This is a genomic window from Sedimentitalea xiamensis, from assembly GCF_030164465.1.
Taxonomy (GTDB): Bacteria; Pseudomonadota; Alphaproteobacteria; order Rhodobacterales; family Rhodobacteraceae; genus Sedimentitalea; species Sedimentitalea xiamensis.
Genome location: NZ_JASNJE010000006.1, coordinates 46,156 through 61,390, shown reverse-complemented (window position 1 = coordinate 61,390; position 15,235 = coordinate 46,156). Strand labels below are relative to the sequence as shown.

Here is a 15,235-nt window from a genome sequence, read left to right as displayed (position 1 = left end):
CAAAAGAAAGCGTCTGCACAATATTTAGGCGCCTTGCCGGGGGTGATTGCCTCAGGCCGCACCACAACTTAAACACGCGCAAGCTTTGCCATCTCTCGCAGGATCGCCCCATGACCACAGCCGCCCTCATCGTTGCCGCCGGACGCGGCCGGCGCGCCGGCGGCCCCTTCCCCAAGCAATGGCGCGAAATCGCCGGCGCGCCGGTGGCGGAACATACGTTGCGGGCCTTTGAAGAGCACGGGCTGATCGGGCTGATCGCCATCGTTCTGCACCCGGACGACCTGACCGGCGGGAACGCGTTTCAGGCGCGCGGAATCCGGGTCGCGCACGGCGGGGCCGACCGGGCGGAATCCGTCCGCAACGGCCTGGCGGCGCTGGCCGGACAAGGTGTCGACAAGGTCCTGATCCACGATGTCGCGCGTCCCTGCGTGACGCGGGATGTCATCTCCGGCGTGATCGCCGCGCTGGAGGATGAACCCGGCGCCGCGCCGGCGCTGGCCGTGACCGATGCGCTTTGGCAGGGGGCGAACGGATTCGTGACCGGCACGCAGGACCGGGCGGGGCTCTACCGCGCCCAGACTCCGCAGGGGTTTCACTATGACGCCATCTGCGCCGCCCATGCGGCCCATCCCGGCGGCGCGGCAGACGATGTGGAAGTCGCCCGCGCCGCCGGGATGCGCGTTGCAATCGTGCCCGGAGACGAAGACAATCTGAAGATCACCCTGCCCGGCGATTTCGACCGGGCGGACCGCATTCTGAGGGCGCGCAATGGACATTAGGCTTGGCAACGGATTCGATGTGCACAGGTTCGGCGCCGGGGATCACGTGGTGCTCTGCGGCGTCGAGATCCCGCATGACCGGGGCCTGCAAGGGCATTCGGACGCCGATGTCGGGATGCACGCGCTGACCGACGCCATCTATGGCGCGCTCGCGCAGGGCGATATCGGCCGGCACTTTCCGCCCAGCGAGGCCCGGTGGAAAGGCGCGGCCAGCGACATCTTCCTGCGCCATGCCAGCGATCTCGCCGGACAGATGGGGTTTGCCCTGTCCAATGCGGACGTGACGCTGATCTGCGAATTCCCGAAGATCGGCCCGCATGCCCCGGCCATGCGGGCGCGGCTTGCCGGGATCATGGGGCTGGAGATTTCGCGGGTGTCGGTCAAGGCGACGACATCGGAACGGCTCGGCTTCACCGGACGCGGCGAAGGTATCGCCGCCATCGCCACGGCAACCCTGGTGTCCGCATGAACAGGCTGGCCCGGATGATCGCGACCGTCGGCGGCGTCGGCTACCTGCGCCCGGCGCCCGGCACCTGGGGCTCGCTGGCCGCCCTGCCGCTGTTCTGGCTGATCCACGTGATCGGCGGATTTCCCCTGGCTATGCTGGCCGCGCTGGCCGCCTTCGCCAAGGGGGTCTGGGCGACGGGCGTGCTGACCCGAGGCAGCGACGACCACGATCCTTCGGAAATCGTCATCGACGAAGTGGTCGGACAATGGATCGCGCTGCTGCCGCTCAGCTATTCCGCCTGGCGGATGGATCTGGACATCCTGCGGTTCTGGCCGGGCTGGATCGCGGCGTTCCTGCTGTTCCGGCTGTTTGACATCGGCAAGCCCTGGCTTGTCGGCTGGGCGGACCGCCGTAACGACGCGCTGGGGGTGATGTTGGACGACGTGGTCGCGGGTGTCTTCGCCGCCATCGGCGTGATGATCCTCGCCGGGCTGGCGCATGGGGTGTTCGGGCTGTGACGGTCGAAGGCATTCTGCAGGCGGCCCGCGCCGCGCGGGTGCGCATCGCGACGGCGGAAAGCTGCACCGGCGGGATGGTGGCGGCGGCGCTGACCGATGTGCCGGGGTCGTCCGACGTGGTGGATCGCGGCTTCGTCACCTATTCCAACGCCGCCAAACAGGAGATGCTGGGTGTGCGGGCGGAAACGCTGGCCGCCGTCGGCGCCGTCTCCGAAGCGGTGGCCCGCGAAATGGCGGAAGGCGCGCGGACCGGATCCGGGGTCGAGGTCGCCGTGTCCGTGACCGGAATCGCCGGCCCCGGCGGTTCCGAGTTCAAGCCCGAGGGACGCGTCTGTTTCGGACTCGCGGTGCGCGATAGGCCGACCGTCTGCGAAACCGTCGACTTCGGCCCGTTGGGGCGCGCGCAGGTCCGGCGCGCCGCCTGCGACCACGCCCTGAAACTGCTGGCGCTCGGAATTTCGCATTTCGACCGGCAAGCAGGCGAAAGGGCCGAATAGCCGCCTCTATTTCCGACAGTCCCGGAATAGTGTTTTTTCGGGCCGCCCCTACCGGCAGAGCAGCGACGCGAATCCGGCGGCGCTGCCGCCGCCGCGCAGCTGGCCCCAGGCCAGATCGGCGCGTTCCTGTCCGATCAGCACGCCGGCCTTCCGGCGCACGCGGTCCTCGCGCTGATCGAGCGAAAGCGGCGCGTCGAGATCGTGGGACGCTTCCAGCCGCGCGCCATCCCGGCGCAGAACGCTCAGCACCGCCTGGGTTTCGGTCAGGCTGTCATCGGCGGTGACCGTGATCCGCGACCGCAGGTCACGGATGCGGGGGTCGGCGCAGGCCTTGTCGCTGTAGCTGTCCAGCCGGGCGGTGTCATAGCCGGTCGCCTGCATGGCCAGCACCGTCGCGTAGCTGAACTTGGCGCCCAACCCGGTGTCCGGCGCGGGCTGATTGCAGACGCTCATCCAGCGCGGATGGGTCCTGACCCGCATTTCGGCGATTTCCGGCGCGCCGATATCCAGGTCGCGCCCGGCCTCCAGGGCGGCGTGCAATCCGTGGCAACAGGCATGGAACTTGTGGGAAACGGTTTCAAACAGCCAGGTCCCGCCAAGCCCGTCCAACGCCGCGTCCGTCTGCGCCTGGCCGTGATGCGTCGCACCGAAACCGCCGCCGGATTCCATCGCGTCGGGATTGGCGACAAATCCACGCCGGACCAGCTGCACCGATTCGATCCCCGCCGAAGCCGCCAGCCCGGCGTTGTAGGGTTTGCCCATGGTGCCGAACTGCGCCTTGAGACCGGCGGCGCGCGTGGCCGTCAGGCCGAGCGCATGGCGCATCGCCTCCGGCGACAGGCCGGCCAGCCGACCGGCGGCCGCGGCGGCGCCGAACGCCCCGGCGGTGGCGGTCTGGTGAAATCCGGTCTGATAGTGATCCCGGCCCAGCCACAGCCCGACCCTGATCGACAGTTCCATCCCGACCAGCGCCGCCTCGATCACGTCGACCAGCGTTGCGTCCCGCAGTTCTCCCGTCGCCAGGGCCGCCGGAAACACCGCCACGGAGGGATGTCCGATATGCGCGAAATGCGTGTCGTCGTAGTCCAGCGCATGCGATGTCGTGCCGTTGACAAGCGCGGCCATGCGGACCGGGACGGGTTGGTCCATGCCGAAGACATGCGCCTGCCCTGCCCCGGCCTCGTCAAGGGCGAGGTCGCGCAGGATGGCCGCGACCGGTTCCTGCGCACCGGCGCGCCCGACCGCCAGCCAGTCGAGCGCCGACAGACAGGCGACCAGCCGGGCGTCGGCGGTGGTCTGGACGGGTCCTGTCGCGAACCCGGCGAGGCTGGCGGAGAACGGCCCCGTCATCGCGGCAGGCAACACGGCTTGGAAGCGAAGTCAGCCATTGGCGTCAACCCGCTTCCGCGGCGCAGGGCATCCGGTCCGGCCAGTACATCCAGCCGGCGCTCTTGAAGCCGGAAAAGCCCGGCGGATGAACGGACACGTAGACCCAGCCCTGGCCGGGTCCGTCATGCCCGAAACTCACGAAGTCTCCGGGCAGGATCTGGCCAATTGCATGCAGGGGATCGGAAAACCCGTCGTAAAGCGGCAGGGTCGGTCCGGTCCAGCCCTGACAGGCCCATTCGCTCGCGTTTCCCATGTGGCGCAATGGCAGGTCCCGCAAGGCCCGGCGGAAGGCGATATCGGCCATGTCCAGCCCGTGCCTGCGCGTATCGACATTGCAGGCGTATTCCGCTTCCAGCGCGCGGATCCGAGTCACGGTCTCCGCCGCGGCCGCGTCGAGCTGGACCTGGCTGCCGACGCAATCGGAATTGTCAAACAGCGCCTGCCCCAGCGGCGACGCGAAACAATACCCGGCCCGGTCCATGATGAGATTTCGGGTGAACCAGATATCTTCGCATTGTTCGTCGGACCAGCCGGCAAGGGGCAACAGGGCAAAGGCCAGGACAGAAAGACACCGCATGGGCCGAAGATGCTGCCACCCGCTTCCGCGGTCAAGAAATTGGTGAATAAAGTTCCGCCGCGCGCTGTTCGAAGGCGCGGACGATCCGCTGCATGGCGTCGTTGAAGACAAGGCCGATGATCTTTTGCAGGATCGCGTTCTTGAATTCGAAATCCACATGAAACGACACGTCGCACCCGGTCGGCGTATCGGCGAAATCCCAGCTCGATTTCATGTATTTGAACGGACCGTCGATATATTCCGTTTCGATCCGTTTCTGCTCCGGCCAGAGCACGACCCGGCTGCCGAACCTTTCGCGGAACACCTTGAAACTGATCACCAGATCCGCCGCCATCACCTGCGACCGCCCCTGCGGGACGACGCTGCGCACCCGTGCGGCGGCGCACCAGGGCAGGAACTGGGGATATCTGGCGACGTCCGCGACCAGGTCATACATCTGCTGTGCCGAATACGGCAGCGGACGGGTTTCTGAGTGGGTCGGCATGAAAACGTGCGGATCGCTTCTTGAATGACGGTGGCGCGTCATGTCCTATGGTTGGGCCAAAAGATCAAGGGGGGCAGCATGCCGGAAGGGCCATATGTCATCGACGAAATGATTTCGGCCAAGGCGATCGCCGCGCGAATCGAAACGCTGTGCCGCGAGATCGCGGACGAGTTCGGCGACACCGACAAGCTCGTGGTGGTCGGCCTGCTGCGCGGCAGCTTCGTGTTCATCGCCGACCTTGTGCGCGAACTGGACCTGCCGATCGAAGTCGACTTTCTCGAAGCGTCCTCCTACGGGGATTCGACCGAAAGCAGCCGGGAGGTGCGCATTCTCAAGGACCTGAGAGGCGCGATAGAGGGGCGCGACGTGCTGGTCGTCGAAGACATCGTGGACACCGGCCACACGCTGAACCACGTCACCGGCCTGCTCAAAAGCCGCAAGCCGGCGCGGCTGAAATCGATCGCTCTCCTGGACAAGCCGAGCCGGCGCGAGGTCGATTACAGGGCCGACTGGATCGGGTTCGAGATACCGGACGAATTCGTCGTCGGCTATGGTATCGACTTCGCGCAGCGCAACCGGAACCTTCCCTATATCGGCAAGGTGCGTTTTACCTGATGCGCGATCCGGCAAGAACGGCGCTTCGCACCGCACACATCAATTTGAACAGACGTTCACACCGTCTGTGCGGTAATACATGGGAGCATGCACAGAAAATCGCATGTAAACTCAATTCGTAAACCCAACAGGTTGGAGGCATTCAATGAAATACGGTATCGCACTGGTTGCAGGTTTGATGACGGCAGGAATTCTCGGCACATCGGCAATCAGCGATTCGCATGCCGACAAGGCGGTTCTGGCAGCGGTCAAGGCGCGGCAGTCCCAGATGACCCTTTACGCGTTCAACATCGGTCTTCTGGGCGGCATGGCCAAGGGTGAAATCGAATATGACGCCACGGCGGCCAGCGCAGCCGCCGGCAACCTCGCGGCGCTGTCCAAGCTGGACCAGTCGAGACTGTGGCCGCAGGGGTCCGACAACGCGGCGCTTGGCGACGAAACCACCGAAGCCTTGCCGGTGATCTGGTCCGCGGACAGCACGATCGGTCAGAAGGCGATGGAAATGAGCGAAGCCGCCGTGGCGCTTGAACAGGCTGCCGGCGGCGGGCTGGATTCCCTGCGCGGCGCGATCGGGCCTTTGGGCAAATCCTGTGGAAGCTGCCACGAGACCTACCGCAAGGCGCAGAACTGATTGCGTCCGGTGAATTTCCGGGGTGGCGCGATCTGCCCCGGTTCAAGGAACTGAAATGCCCAGAATAGTGACAATCATTATCGCCGTGGCGGTCGTCGGGGCCGCGGCAGGGTGGATGGTGAGCGCGCCGAAGCCCGTTCCCGACGACGTGATGGCGGGTTTGACGGGCGATCCGGCGCGCGGCGAGCAGGTTTTCTGGGCTGCCGGATGCGCGTCCTGCCACGCGGCGCCCGATGCGAAGGACGACGCGAAACTGGTTCTGTCCGGCGGCTACCGGATGGAAAGCCCGTTCGGAACCTTTGTCGCGCCCAATATTTCACCCGGCCCGGAAGGCATCGGCGACTGGACCGCGCAGGATCTGGCGAACGCGCTTCTGGCGGGCGTTTCGCCGGACGGGCGGCATCTCTATCCGTCGTTGCCCTACACAACCTACATGCACATGCAGCCGCAGGATGTGGCCGACCTCAAATCCTACATGGACACCCTGCCCGCTTCGGATACGGCGAGCCTGCCGCACGAGCTGGGGTTTCCGTTCAACATGCGCCGTGGGCTCGGTCTCTGGAAACGGATCAACATGAACCCGGACTGGGTTCTGACCGATGCGGCGACACCCGAGATCGAACGCGGACGCTACCTGGTCGAAGCCCTGGGCCACTGTGCGGAATGCCATACGCCGCGCGACGCCACCGGCGGCCTGGATCGCGGCCGCTGGATGCAGGGCGCGCCGAACCCGTCGGGCAAGGGGAAAATTCCCGCTATCGACCCGGCCAACCTGAAATGGAGCGCGGGCGACATTTCCTACTACCTGGAGACCGGATTCACCCCGGACTACGACAGCGCGGGCGGCCAGATGACAAAGGTGGTGGCCAGCATGGCCAGGCTGCAGAAATCGGACCGCGACGCCATCGCCGCCTATCTCAAGGCCCTGCCCTGAACCCGGCGCTATGACCGGGCCAGTTTTTCCTGCCGTGCATCGCGCAGGCGGGCGAAATCGTCGCCCGCATGATAGGACGACCGCGTCAGGGGCGTGGCCGACACCATCAGGAAGCCCTTGCCGAAGGCGGCCTTTTCATAGGCCGCGAATTCCTCCGGCGTGACGAAGCGGTCGACGCGGTGATGTTTCGGCGTCGGTTGCAGATATTGCCCGATGGTCAGGAAATCGACATCGGCGGCGCGCATGTCGTCCATCACCTGTTTCACCGCCTGGGAATCTTCGCCCAGCCCGACCATGATGCCGGATTTGGTGAACATGGACGGGTCCATTTCCTTGACCCGCTGCAACAGGCGCAGGCTGTGGAAATACCGCGCCCCCGGCCGCACGGACGGATAGAGACCCGGCACCGTTTCCAGGTTGTGGTTGAACACGTCCGGACGCGCCGCCACCACGGTTTCCAGCGCGCTCGCATCGCATTTCAGGAAATCCGGCGTCAGGATCTCGATCGTGGTCCTGGGGCTGCGGTGCCGCACGGCGCGGATCGTCTGCGCGAAATGCTCTGCCCCGCCATCGTCCAGATCATCCCGGTCGACCGAGGTGATGACCACGTGATTCAGCCCGAGCTTCTGCACCGCGTCGGCGACGCGGCCGGGTTCGAACGCATCCAGCGTGTCCGGACGGCCTGTCGCGATGTTGCAGAACGTGCAGCCGCGGGTGCAGATCTCGCCCATGATCATCATCGTGGCGTGGCCCTGGCTCCAGCATTCGCCGACGTTGGGGCAGCCCGCTTCTTCGCAGACGGTCACGAGATTGTTGTCGCGCATGATGTTGCGCGTTTCGGCATAGCCCTTGCCCCCCGGCGCCTTGACGCGGATCCAGCTCGGTTTCTTCGGTTGCGCGTTGTCCGGGCGGTGCGCCTTTTCAGGGTGGCGCTGCTCCGGTATCTTGAGATCTCGCATCGCGTGAACTTTCGGCAAAGGTCAAAATCGGGTCGTGGGTAACATAACGCTGCGTCATGAGAAGCGCCAGAGACGCATGGCCGCTATGCAACCGCCGGTCGGGGACCGTCAAGGCGCGGCGTGAACCAAACGCTTGCCCAAAGGCTCATAGTCGGACGATACTGCCAACAGGAACTATTCTGTCCCGACCGCCCCGCCGCCCGCATTTTCGTGAACAAGGGAAATTCGTCATGCCTGAACCATGGGAAAGCTTCCAAAAGGATCTGGATAACAAGAAGAAAAAGGATTTCGCCGACTTTTCCGATTCAACAGCGAAAGCCAACAAGAAAAAACTGATCACCAAACTGGATGAGGCCTGGAAGAAGGAAGACGAGCTGCGCGACAAAATCATCGAAGCGCATCGAACCGGAAATTCGGGCAACAAACCCGCCGATTTCGCCCATGACGATGGCTACAAGACGGCGTTGAAAGCGTGGAAATCCGCTGTTTCAGCGTTTCGCGACGAGGTCGAATCGCTCAAGTCCTACAGCGATTCCGCGGCCAAACACCTCAAGTCCTGGCAGAGTGAACACAAGAAATTCGACAAGGACTCCAAGAAAAACAAGGATCCTTCGGCGAAAACCAAGATCAATGACGCGCTGAAGGCGTCTTCCACGGCAATATCCGACCTCGACGCGGCCCAGAAGATCTTCGGCACCCTCACTGTCCCGCAGGTGTTTTACGCCGCGAAGCTGAACGACACGATCGACGCCATCGTGAAGACCACGATGAAAAAGGCGACCGACACGGGATTGCCCGACTTTCTCGAGGATCCGCAGCGCACGCGGACCGGAAAGGCGGTCAAACGGATGGAGAAGAACATCAAGAAGTTCTGCAAGGACGCCACACAGAAAGCCGCCAGCAGTCCCGAGGAGGCTCAGAAGATTCTGAAGAAGGCGCTCGACGAACACAAGTCGCTTCAGAGCCTCAACAAGGAACATCAACTCGCCAAGAAGAAAAGCGCAAAGATCATCGCGAAACACGTCCAGTCGGCCAAGATGAAGTCGGCCATAGACGACGTCGAATCCACGCTGAAGAAATGCGACGACATGATCGAGAAAGCCGAAAAAATCGTCGACAAGGCCGAGGAAGACGCAGACACCGACACCTAGGTGCGGCAGGCGCGCGCCGCTCAACCGGCTCCCGGACAAGAAATCGTCATCCGGATCGAGCGTTTGCGCCCTGACATCAAGAAGACGATCAGCCGATCATGCGGTCCGGACCGGACAGCCCGTCATAATGGTGCTTCAGGCGCTGAAGCGCGATGCGCAGAACGATCTTGCCAGAGCGGGCGGACCAGCCCATCCGTTTCTCGGCCATCTCGAGACCTTCCAGAAAACAGCAGCATCGTAGCGCCACATCGCTCAAACCCGGCCCCAGATCGGACAAGGCGCGCGTCACGCGGTCGCGCGCACCATGAGGGCCGTTGCCTGCGCCGCCATCGGGTGAAAACCCGCCACGGCCGCCGCCGGTCAGGAACCTGTCCCAGTTCTGAGCGACACGCGGACCCATCTGCGCCAGTTCGAAATCTTCGCGCAGACGTTCACCGGCATGCACCAGAGAGTCGTCGAGGAACGGCGTGCCGTCCCGGTCCTTGCGCCGCGCAAGCGCGGCCAGCGGGCTTTCCGAAAGATTGTAGCGAACCCGTCGCGGACGAGAGGTTTCCGGATCTTCGACGTTCCTGTCCGACCAGTTGCCGGCGGGCGCGAAGGGTGCCTGGGCCTCTGCGAATCCGTGTTCGTTTTCGGATCTCGCGCGGTTCTCCTGTTCCGCCAGCAGACGGCTGAGCGCCGCGCGGCCCGTCGCGGTGATATGATACCGGCTGATCCGTCCCGGATTGCTGCAGGAAATCCAGTCCTTCAGCGCCATCGCCTGGGCGATCGTGCAATCGACAACCGCGGTTCTGGTGGTCTTGCCCCCGTCGCTGTCGCGAACGACGACGGCCTTTTCCATGTTCTCGGCAACGGCCAGAAGGGCGCCGGATTCGCACAGGCGGCGCAGGACGCGACAGGCTTCCCTTTCCAGCGTGGCGGCATCCGGGGTTTCCATGGGGTTGCGGGCGGGCTGCGTCATGAAAGAGATGTCCCTTTTCGTATCGACGGGCGCGGTCCGGGAACCGCGTGATTCCGTCGCAAAATGCGTTTCTGCCAAAGCCGAAAGAGCCGCATCCACCAGGGGATCGTCGCGTCGTGTCTCCATCCGTCGGATCTGGCGCAGGACCGTGGAGGCGTGACAGTCCGCACCGCGCGCGAGATCGCGGATGGGCTGTCCTGCCTCGGTATGGGCGAGATATCGTCTTGCCCCTTCCGGAACCCATTTCGGCAAGCTGGCAGCATTCGGCTCGTTCATTGGACGCATCCTCAGGACCATCGGACTTATCAGGGTTAATCGAATGTTATCCACAACCTAAAGGCGAACAAGTTACTTGATCGTTAAGATACTTCCAACGCAGCCAGCATTGTTTCCAAAAGATAAACACTGGTGAAAGCATCGCACGGTGTTATCCACAGCAATGCAACACCCGCTAAGGTTGTGTCATAGATGCCATCGACGGAATTCAGACGAAAGGTAATCCGATGCAAGACCTGATGAGCATGTTGAACGCCCTGCGCCGCCCACAGCTTCTGATCCGCGCAGCCCGCCACGGGGCGCAGGAGTATCGCCGCGACCGGCACCTTCAGCGTCTTCTGGGATATGGCGCGCTTCCGCGCCCCTCGGCCGCGATCATGCGGCTGATGGATATCGAACGCACGCTCGACGATCAGCGCCGGGGCAACGACGCCGGGTATTCGCTACCCCGTCACGTCGATGTCCTGATCGCCATGATGGGCGAAGCGCAGCTTCTGCGCGCTTCGCAGATCAATCAGGCTACATGAAAGCGTCGGGCATGGACGCCTTCTTGTCCGCGACATAGGCTTCCAGCGCAGACGCGATTTCAGGGTCCAGCGCCGGCTGCTGATAGTTTGCCAGTTGATACGCGACCCGCTTGCTTGCAAGCGTTTGCGTATCGCGGGATCCTTCTTCATCCCAGGTTTCGAAGGGTTTGTAATCAAACACTTCCGACCTCCAGAACGCCGACTTGAAGTTTGCCTGCGTATGCTCGCACCCGAGATAATGACCGCCCGGCCCCACTTCGGCGATGGCTTCCATCGCCTGGGCGTTCTGATCCACCGCCACGCCTTCGGCCAGCTTGTGCAACACGCCCAGCTGGTCCGCGTCCATCACGAATTTCTCGAAGCTGCTGACCAGCCCACCTTCCAGCCAGCCGCAGGAATGCAGCATGAAATTCACCCCACCGAGCAGGGCCGCATTGAGCGTATTCGCGCTTTCATAGGCCGCCTGCGCGTCCGGGAGTTTTGACGCGCAAAGACCGCCGCCCGACCGGAACGGCAATCCCATCCGCCGCGCAAGCTGACCCGCCCCGGACAGAATCTGCGTCGCTTCCGGCGTTCCGAAAGTCGGGGCACCGCTGTTCATGTCGATCGACGTCACGAACGCGCCGAAAATGACCGGGGCGCCGGGACGCACCAGTTGGGAATAGGCGATTCCCGCGAGGACTTCAGCCAGGACCTGGGTCAGCGTGCCCGCCACCGACACCGGCGCCATCGCCCCGCCGACGATGAACGGCGACACGATGCAGGCCTGATTGTTGCGGGCATAGACCTCAAGCGCGCCCATCATCACGTCATCGAAGGTCAGCGGCGAATTGACGTTGATCAGCGACGTCATCACCGTATTTTCCTGCACGAACTGCTTGCCGAACAGGATTTCGCACATCTCCACCGAATCCTGCGCGCGGCTGGGATCCGTAACCGACCCCATGAAGGGCTTGTCCGACAGGGTCATGTGGGCCAGCAACATGTCAAGATGGCGCTTGTTGACCGGAACATCCGTCGGTTCGCAAACGGTTCCGCCGGAATGATGCAACCATTTCGACATATAGCCGAGCTTCACGAACTTGCGGAAATCCTCCATCGTGGCATAGCGGCGTCCGCCATCCAGATCCCGGACGAAGGGCGGACCATAAACCGGCGCGCAAACCAGCGTGTTGCCGCCGATTTCCACGTTCCGCGCCGGATTCCGCGCATGCTGGGTGAACCGCGAAGGAGCCGTCGCGCAGAGTTTCCGCGCCAGACCGCGCGGGATCCGCACCCGCTCGCCGATGATCTCGGCACCCGCATCCTGCCAGAGTTTCAGAGCGCCGGGGTTGTTGACGAAATTCACGCCGATCTCCGCAAGCACGGTTTCGGCATTGGTTTCGATGATCTCCAGAGCTTCGGGCGTCAGGATCTCGAAGTTCGGAATATTGCGTTCGATATAACGCGCCGTCTCGACGCTGACCGCCGTACGTTCCGCCCGGCGCGCCGCGCCGCCGCCACCACGAGTCCTGCGCCTTGTATTCGTATCGGTCATGTCCCGGTCCCTTGCTCCATCGGACGAACGTGAGCAGTCATTAGCCTAGTCCCGCGCCTCACCCGGTCTGGATTGCGGCGCATGAGGGGGAAAAGCGACATTGCGACCGTCCTTTGCGCCCGAATGGGACCGGATTGCCGCCCCACCGAACGGCTTGCGCCGGATACGTCTCTGCCCTAGGACGCAGGTATGACTCATTCATCCCATGACCGCCTGCTGATCGTCGATTTCGGCTCCCAGGTTACGCAGTTGATCGCCCGCCGCCTGCGGGAACTGAACGTCTACTGCGAGATCCATCCCTACCAGAACGTGACCGCGGAATTTCTGCGCGATTTCGCACCCAAGGCAGTCATTCTGTCGGGCGGGCCGGCGTCGGTGATCGACGAGGGCAGCCCCCGACCGACCGCCGATATCTTCGACCTCGGGGTTCCGATTCTCGGCATCTGCTATGGTCAGCAGGTCATGATGCAGATGCTGGGCGGCAAGGTCGAACGCGGTCACGGAACCGCGGAATTCGGTCGCGCCTATGTCACGCCGGCGCGCGACAGGATCGACCTGCTCCACGGCTGGTTCGAAGCCGACCGCGAACAGGTCTGGATGAGCCACGGGGACCACGTCAGCGCGATCGCGCCCGGTTTCGCGGTCTATGGCACCTCGCCCAACGCGCCCTTCGCCGTGACCGCCGACCTGAACCGGAATTTCTTCGCGGTTCAGTTTCATCCGGAAGTGCATCACACGCCCAATGGCGCAAGGCTTTACGAGAACTTCGTCCGCCTCGCCGGGTTCACCGGCGACTGGACCATGGGCGCCTACCGCGACGAGGCCATCCGCAAGATCCGCGAACAGGTGGGCGATGCCAAGGTGATCTGCGGCTTGTCCGGCGGGGTGGATTCATCGGTCGCCGCGGTCCTGATCCACGAGGCCATAGGCGACCAGCTGACCTGCGTCTTCGTCGATCACGGCCTGCTGCGGCAGGGCGAAGCCGAAGAGGTCGTCACCATGTTCCGCGACCATTACAACATGCCCCTGATTCATGCGGACGAGCAGGAGCTGTTCCTGGGCGCCCTGGATGGCCAGTCCGACCCGGAAACAAAACGCAAGATCATCGGAAAGCTGTTCATCGACGTGTTCCAGAAACACGCCGGAGAAGTGGGTGGTGCCGAATTCCTCGCCCAGGGCACCCTTTATCCCGACGTGATCGAATCGGTTTCCTTCAGCGGCGGACCCTCTGTCACGATCAAGAGCCACCACAATGTCGGCGGCCTGCCGGAAAAGATGGGGCTGAAACTGGTCGAACCGCTGCGGGAGCTGTTCAAGGACGAAGTGCGCGAACTCGGCCGCGAACTGGGTCTGCCGCCTTCCTTCATCGGCCGGCATCCGTTCCCCGGACCGGGTCTCGCAATCCGCTGTCCGGGTGAAATCACCCGCGAAAAGCTTGAAATCCTGCGCAAGGCCGATGCGGTCTATATCGACCAGATCCGCAAGCACGGGCTGTATGACGACATATGGCAGGCCTTCGTCGCCATTCTTCCGGTGCGCACCGTCGGCGTGATGGGCGACGGGCGCACCTACGACTATGCCTGCGCCCTGCGCGCCGTGACCTCGGTCGATGGCATGACGGCGGACTACTACCCGTTCAGCCACGAATTCCTGGGCGAAACCGCGACCCGCATCATCAACGAAGTGACCGGCATCAACCGCGTGACCTACGACATCACGTCCAAACCGCCGGGGACGATCGAATGGGAGTGACACGCACAGGCGCCGACTCCGATCCTGATCCCGGTCCCCAGATCGTCCTGACCGGGACCATCACCGTCCCACCGGAGCGTTGCGCGGCCATTCGCGCGGCGCTGCCTGAACATATCGCCAAAAGCCGAGCCGAGCCGGGCTGCCTGTACTTCAATGTCACCGAACGCGCCGACGCACCCGGCGTGTTCGAGGTTTCCGAACGCTTCGCCACCCGCCGGGATTTCGCCGCCCACCAAGAGCGCGCGGCACAATCGACCTGGGCCGAAATCAGCGCCGGCATCCCCCGCAACTACGGCATTCGGGAAGACATCCCGTGAACCCGACCTTTAGGGCCGCCCTGTGGATGACGGGGGCCATCGCGTCGTTTTCGTCGATGGCCGTGGCCGGTCGCGAAGCAAGCTTTGCGCTCGATACGTTTGAAATCATGATGTATCGCAGCATCATCGGGGTGCTGGTGGTGTCAACGGTCCTGACCGTGACCGGCGGCTGGCCACGGGTGACGACCCGGTCCCTGGGCACCCAGGCCCTGCGCAACATCGTCCATTTCACCGGCCAGAACCTGTGGTTCTATTCCGTGACGGTGATTCCGCTGGCGCAGGTTTTCGCTCTGGAATTCACCTCTCCGCTTTGGGTCATCGTGTTGTCGCCGCTTCTATTGGGGGAACGCATCACGCCTGTGCGCGCCCTCGCCGCGACCATCGGCTTCGTCGGCATCCTGATCGTCGCCCGCCCGAGCCCGGACACTTTCAGTCCGGGACTGCTGACAGCCGCCCTGGCCGCGGTCTTCTTCGCCCTCACGACCATGTTCACCAAGCGGCTGACCCGCACGGAAAGCGTCGGATGCATCCTGTTCTGGCTGACGGTCATCCAGCTTCTGCTGGGACTGATCACGGCGGGATACGATGGCGACATTGCCTTGCCCGATGCGCAAACCGCCCCTTACCTGGTGGTGATAGGGTTTGCCGGATTGCTGGCGCATTTCTGCATAACCAACGCGCTGGCCATCGCTCCGGCAACCGTGGTGGTGCCGTTCGATTTCGCCCGGCTGCCCGCCATCGCGGTCGTCGGCATGTTGCTCTACGGCGAACCGCTGGACATGTGGGTCCTGATCGGAGCGGCGATCATCTTTGTCGGCAACTACATGAATATTCTCGCGGAAACCCGCAAGAACCGGGTCGCCTGACAGCCGCGGCGCATATC

At 63.6% G+C, this 15,235-nt stretch carries 18 protein-coding genes; 12 read left to right on the top strand and 6 right to left on the bottom strand.

The features are described from left to right. Nucleotides 1–110 precede the first annotated feature (110 nt). The 4 genes from ispD to QO034_RS06930 are packed head-to-tail and all read left to right on the top strand — an operon-like array spanning nt 111 to nt 2,242. The gene (gene ispD, locus QO034_RS06945) at nt 111–779 is read left to right on the top strand and encodes a 2-C-methyl-D-erythritol 4-phosphate cytidylyltransferase (RefSeq protein WP_284484785.1); all 669 of its coding nucleotides are present in this window, start codon (nt 111–113) and stop codon (nt 777–779) included. After that, the gene (gene ispF, locus QO034_RS06940) at nt 769–1,248 is read left to right on the top strand and encodes a 2-C-methyl-D-erythritol 2,4-cyclodiphosphate synthase (protein ID WP_284484784.1); all 480 of its coding nucleotides are present in this window, start codon (nt 769–771) and stop codon (nt 1,246–1,248) included. The genes ispD and ispF overlap by 11 nt, the downstream gene beginning before the upstream one ends. After that, the gene (locus tag QO034_RS06935) at nt 1,245–1,745 is read left to right on the top strand and encodes a phosphatidylglycerophosphatase A family protein (RefSeq protein WP_284484783.1); all 501 of its coding nucleotides are present in this window, start codon (nt 1,245–1,247) and stop codon (nt 1,743–1,745) included. The genes ispF and QO034_RS06935 overlap by 4 nt, the downstream gene beginning before the upstream one ends. Beyond that, on the top strand, nt 1,742–2,242 hold the full coding sequence (locus tag QO034_RS06930) for a CinA family protein (RefSeq protein WP_284484782.1): 501 nt from the start codon (nt 1,742–1,744) through the stop codon (nt 2,240–2,242). The genes QO034_RS06935 and QO034_RS06930 overlap by 4 nt, the downstream gene beginning before the upstream one ends. 48 nt (nt 2,243–2,290) lie before the next feature. Here the strand turns inward: QO034_RS06930 and QO034_RS06925 are convergent, their stop codons facing one another. From QO034_RS06925 to QO034_RS06915, 3 genes are read right to left on the bottom strand one after another with little or no spacing between them, the layout of a single operon-like run. Continuing rightward, nucleotides 2,291–3,592 carry an MmgE/PrpD family protein gene (locus QO034_RS06925; RefSeq protein WP_284484781.1) on the bottom strand — a complete coding sequence of 434 codons (1,302 nt, stop codon included), beginning with the start codon at nt 3,590–3,592 and terminating at the stop codon, nt 2,291–2,293. Between the two features lie 43 nt (nt 3,593–3,635). Then, the gene (locus tag QO034_RS06920; RefSeq protein WP_284484780.1) at nt 3,636–4,208 is read right to left on the bottom strand and encodes a DUF4453 domain-containing protein; all 573 of its coding nucleotides are present in this window, start codon (nt 4,206–4,208) and stop codon (nt 3,636–3,638) included. A 31-nt stretch (nt 4,209–4,239) separates the two neighbouring features. Then, complete coding sequence (locus tag QO034_RS06915; protein ID WP_284484779.1) at nt 4,240–4,692, bottom strand: type II toxin-antitoxin system RatA family toxin; 453 nt, start codon at nt 4,690–4,692, stop codon at nt 4,240–4,242. A 78-nt stretch (nt 4,693–4,770) separates the two neighbouring features. Between QO034_RS06915 and hpt the strand changes: the two genes are divergently transcribed. The 3 genes from hpt (at nt 4,771) to QO034_RS06900 (ending at nt 6,872) form a co-directional block, all read left to right on the top strand. Next, nucleotides 4,771–5,307 (top strand): hypoxanthine phosphoribosyltransferase, encoded by a 537-nt coding sequence (gene hpt, locus QO034_RS06910; RefSeq protein WP_284484778.1) that lies wholly within the window; start codon nt 4,771–4,773, stop codon nt 5,305–5,307. Nucleotides 5,308–5,452: 145 nt separating this feature from the next. After that, nucleotides 5,453–5,938 (top strand): c-type cytochrome, encoded by a 486-nt coding sequence (locus tag QO034_RS06905; RefSeq protein ID WP_284484777.1) that lies wholly within the window; start codon nt 5,453–5,455, stop codon nt 5,936–5,938. Between the two features lie 55 nt (nt 5,939–5,993). Next, complete coding sequence (locus QO034_RS06900) at nt 5,994–6,872, top strand: cytochrome c (protein WP_284484776.1); 879 nt, start codon at nt 5,994–5,996, stop codon at nt 6,870–6,872. Nucleotides 6,873–6,880: 8 nt separating this feature from the next. Here QO034_RS06900 and lipA read toward each other — a convergent pair whose 3' ends face one another. Continuing rightward, nucleotides 6,881–7,831, bottom strand: coding sequence for a lipoyl synthase (lipA, locus tag QO034_RS06895; protein ID WP_284484775.1), 951 nt, complete (start codon nt 7,829–7,831; stop codon nt 6,881–6,883). A gap of 230 nt (nt 7,832–8,061) precedes the next feature. On the opposite strand from lipA, the gene QO034_RS06890 reads away from it, so the two are divergent. Further along, on the top strand, nt 8,062–8,982 hold the full coding sequence (locus QO034_RS06890; protein ID WP_284484774.1) for a hypothetical protein: 921 nt from the start codon (nt 8,062–8,064) through the stop codon (nt 8,980–8,982). Between the two features lie 88 nt (nt 8,983–9,070). Here QO034_RS06890 and QO034_RS06885 read toward each other — a convergent pair whose 3' ends face one another. Beyond that, nucleotides 9,071–10,219 (bottom strand): DUF6456 domain-containing protein, encoded by a 1,149-nt coding sequence (locus QO034_RS06885; RefSeq protein ID WP_284484773.1) that lies wholly within the window; start codon nt 10,217–10,219, stop codon nt 9,071–9,073. Between the two features lie 239 nt (nt 10,220–10,458). Between QO034_RS06885 and QO034_RS06880 the strand changes: the two genes are divergently transcribed. After that, a complete protein-coding gene (locus QO034_RS06880; protein ID WP_407696732.1) occupies nt 10,459–10,746 on the top strand; it encodes a DUF6477 family protein in 288 nt (95 codons plus the stop codon). On the opposite strand, the gene QO034_RS06875 is transcribed toward QO034_RS06880, so the two are convergent. After that, a complete protein-coding gene (locus QO034_RS06875; RefSeq protein WP_284484771.1) occupies nt 10,739–12,283 on the bottom strand; it encodes a trimethylamine methyltransferase family protein in 1,545 nt (514 codons plus the stop codon). The genes QO034_RS06880 and QO034_RS06875 overlap by 8 nt on opposite strands. 189 nt (nt 12,284–12,472) lie before the next feature. Here QO034_RS06875 and guaA point away from each other — a divergent pair, with 189 nt between their 5' ends. The 3 genes from guaA to QO034_RS06860 are packed head-to-tail and all read left to right on the top strand — an operon-like array spanning nt 12,473 to nt 15,218. Beyond that, nucleotides 12,473–14,035: a glutamine-hydrolyzing GMP synthase gene (gene guaA, locus QO034_RS06870; RefSeq protein ID WP_284484770.1), complete on the top strand. Its 1,563-nt coding sequence runs from the start codon at nt 12,473–12,475 to the stop codon at nt 14,033–14,035. Then, complete coding sequence (locus tag QO034_RS06865) at nt 14,026–14,352, top strand: putative quinol monooxygenase (RefSeq protein WP_284484769.1); 327 nt, start codon at nt 14,026–14,028, stop codon at nt 14,350–14,352. Before guaA ends, QO034_RS06865 begins: the two co-directional genes overlap by 10 nt. Further along, entirely contained in the window at nt 14,349–15,218 is an 870-nt protein-coding gene (locus tag QO034_RS06860; RefSeq protein WP_284484768.1) for a DMT family transporter, read from the top strand. Before QO034_RS06865 ends, QO034_RS06860 begins: the two co-directional genes overlap by 4 nt. The last annotated feature ends 17 nt before the right edge of the window (nt 15,219–15,235 follow it).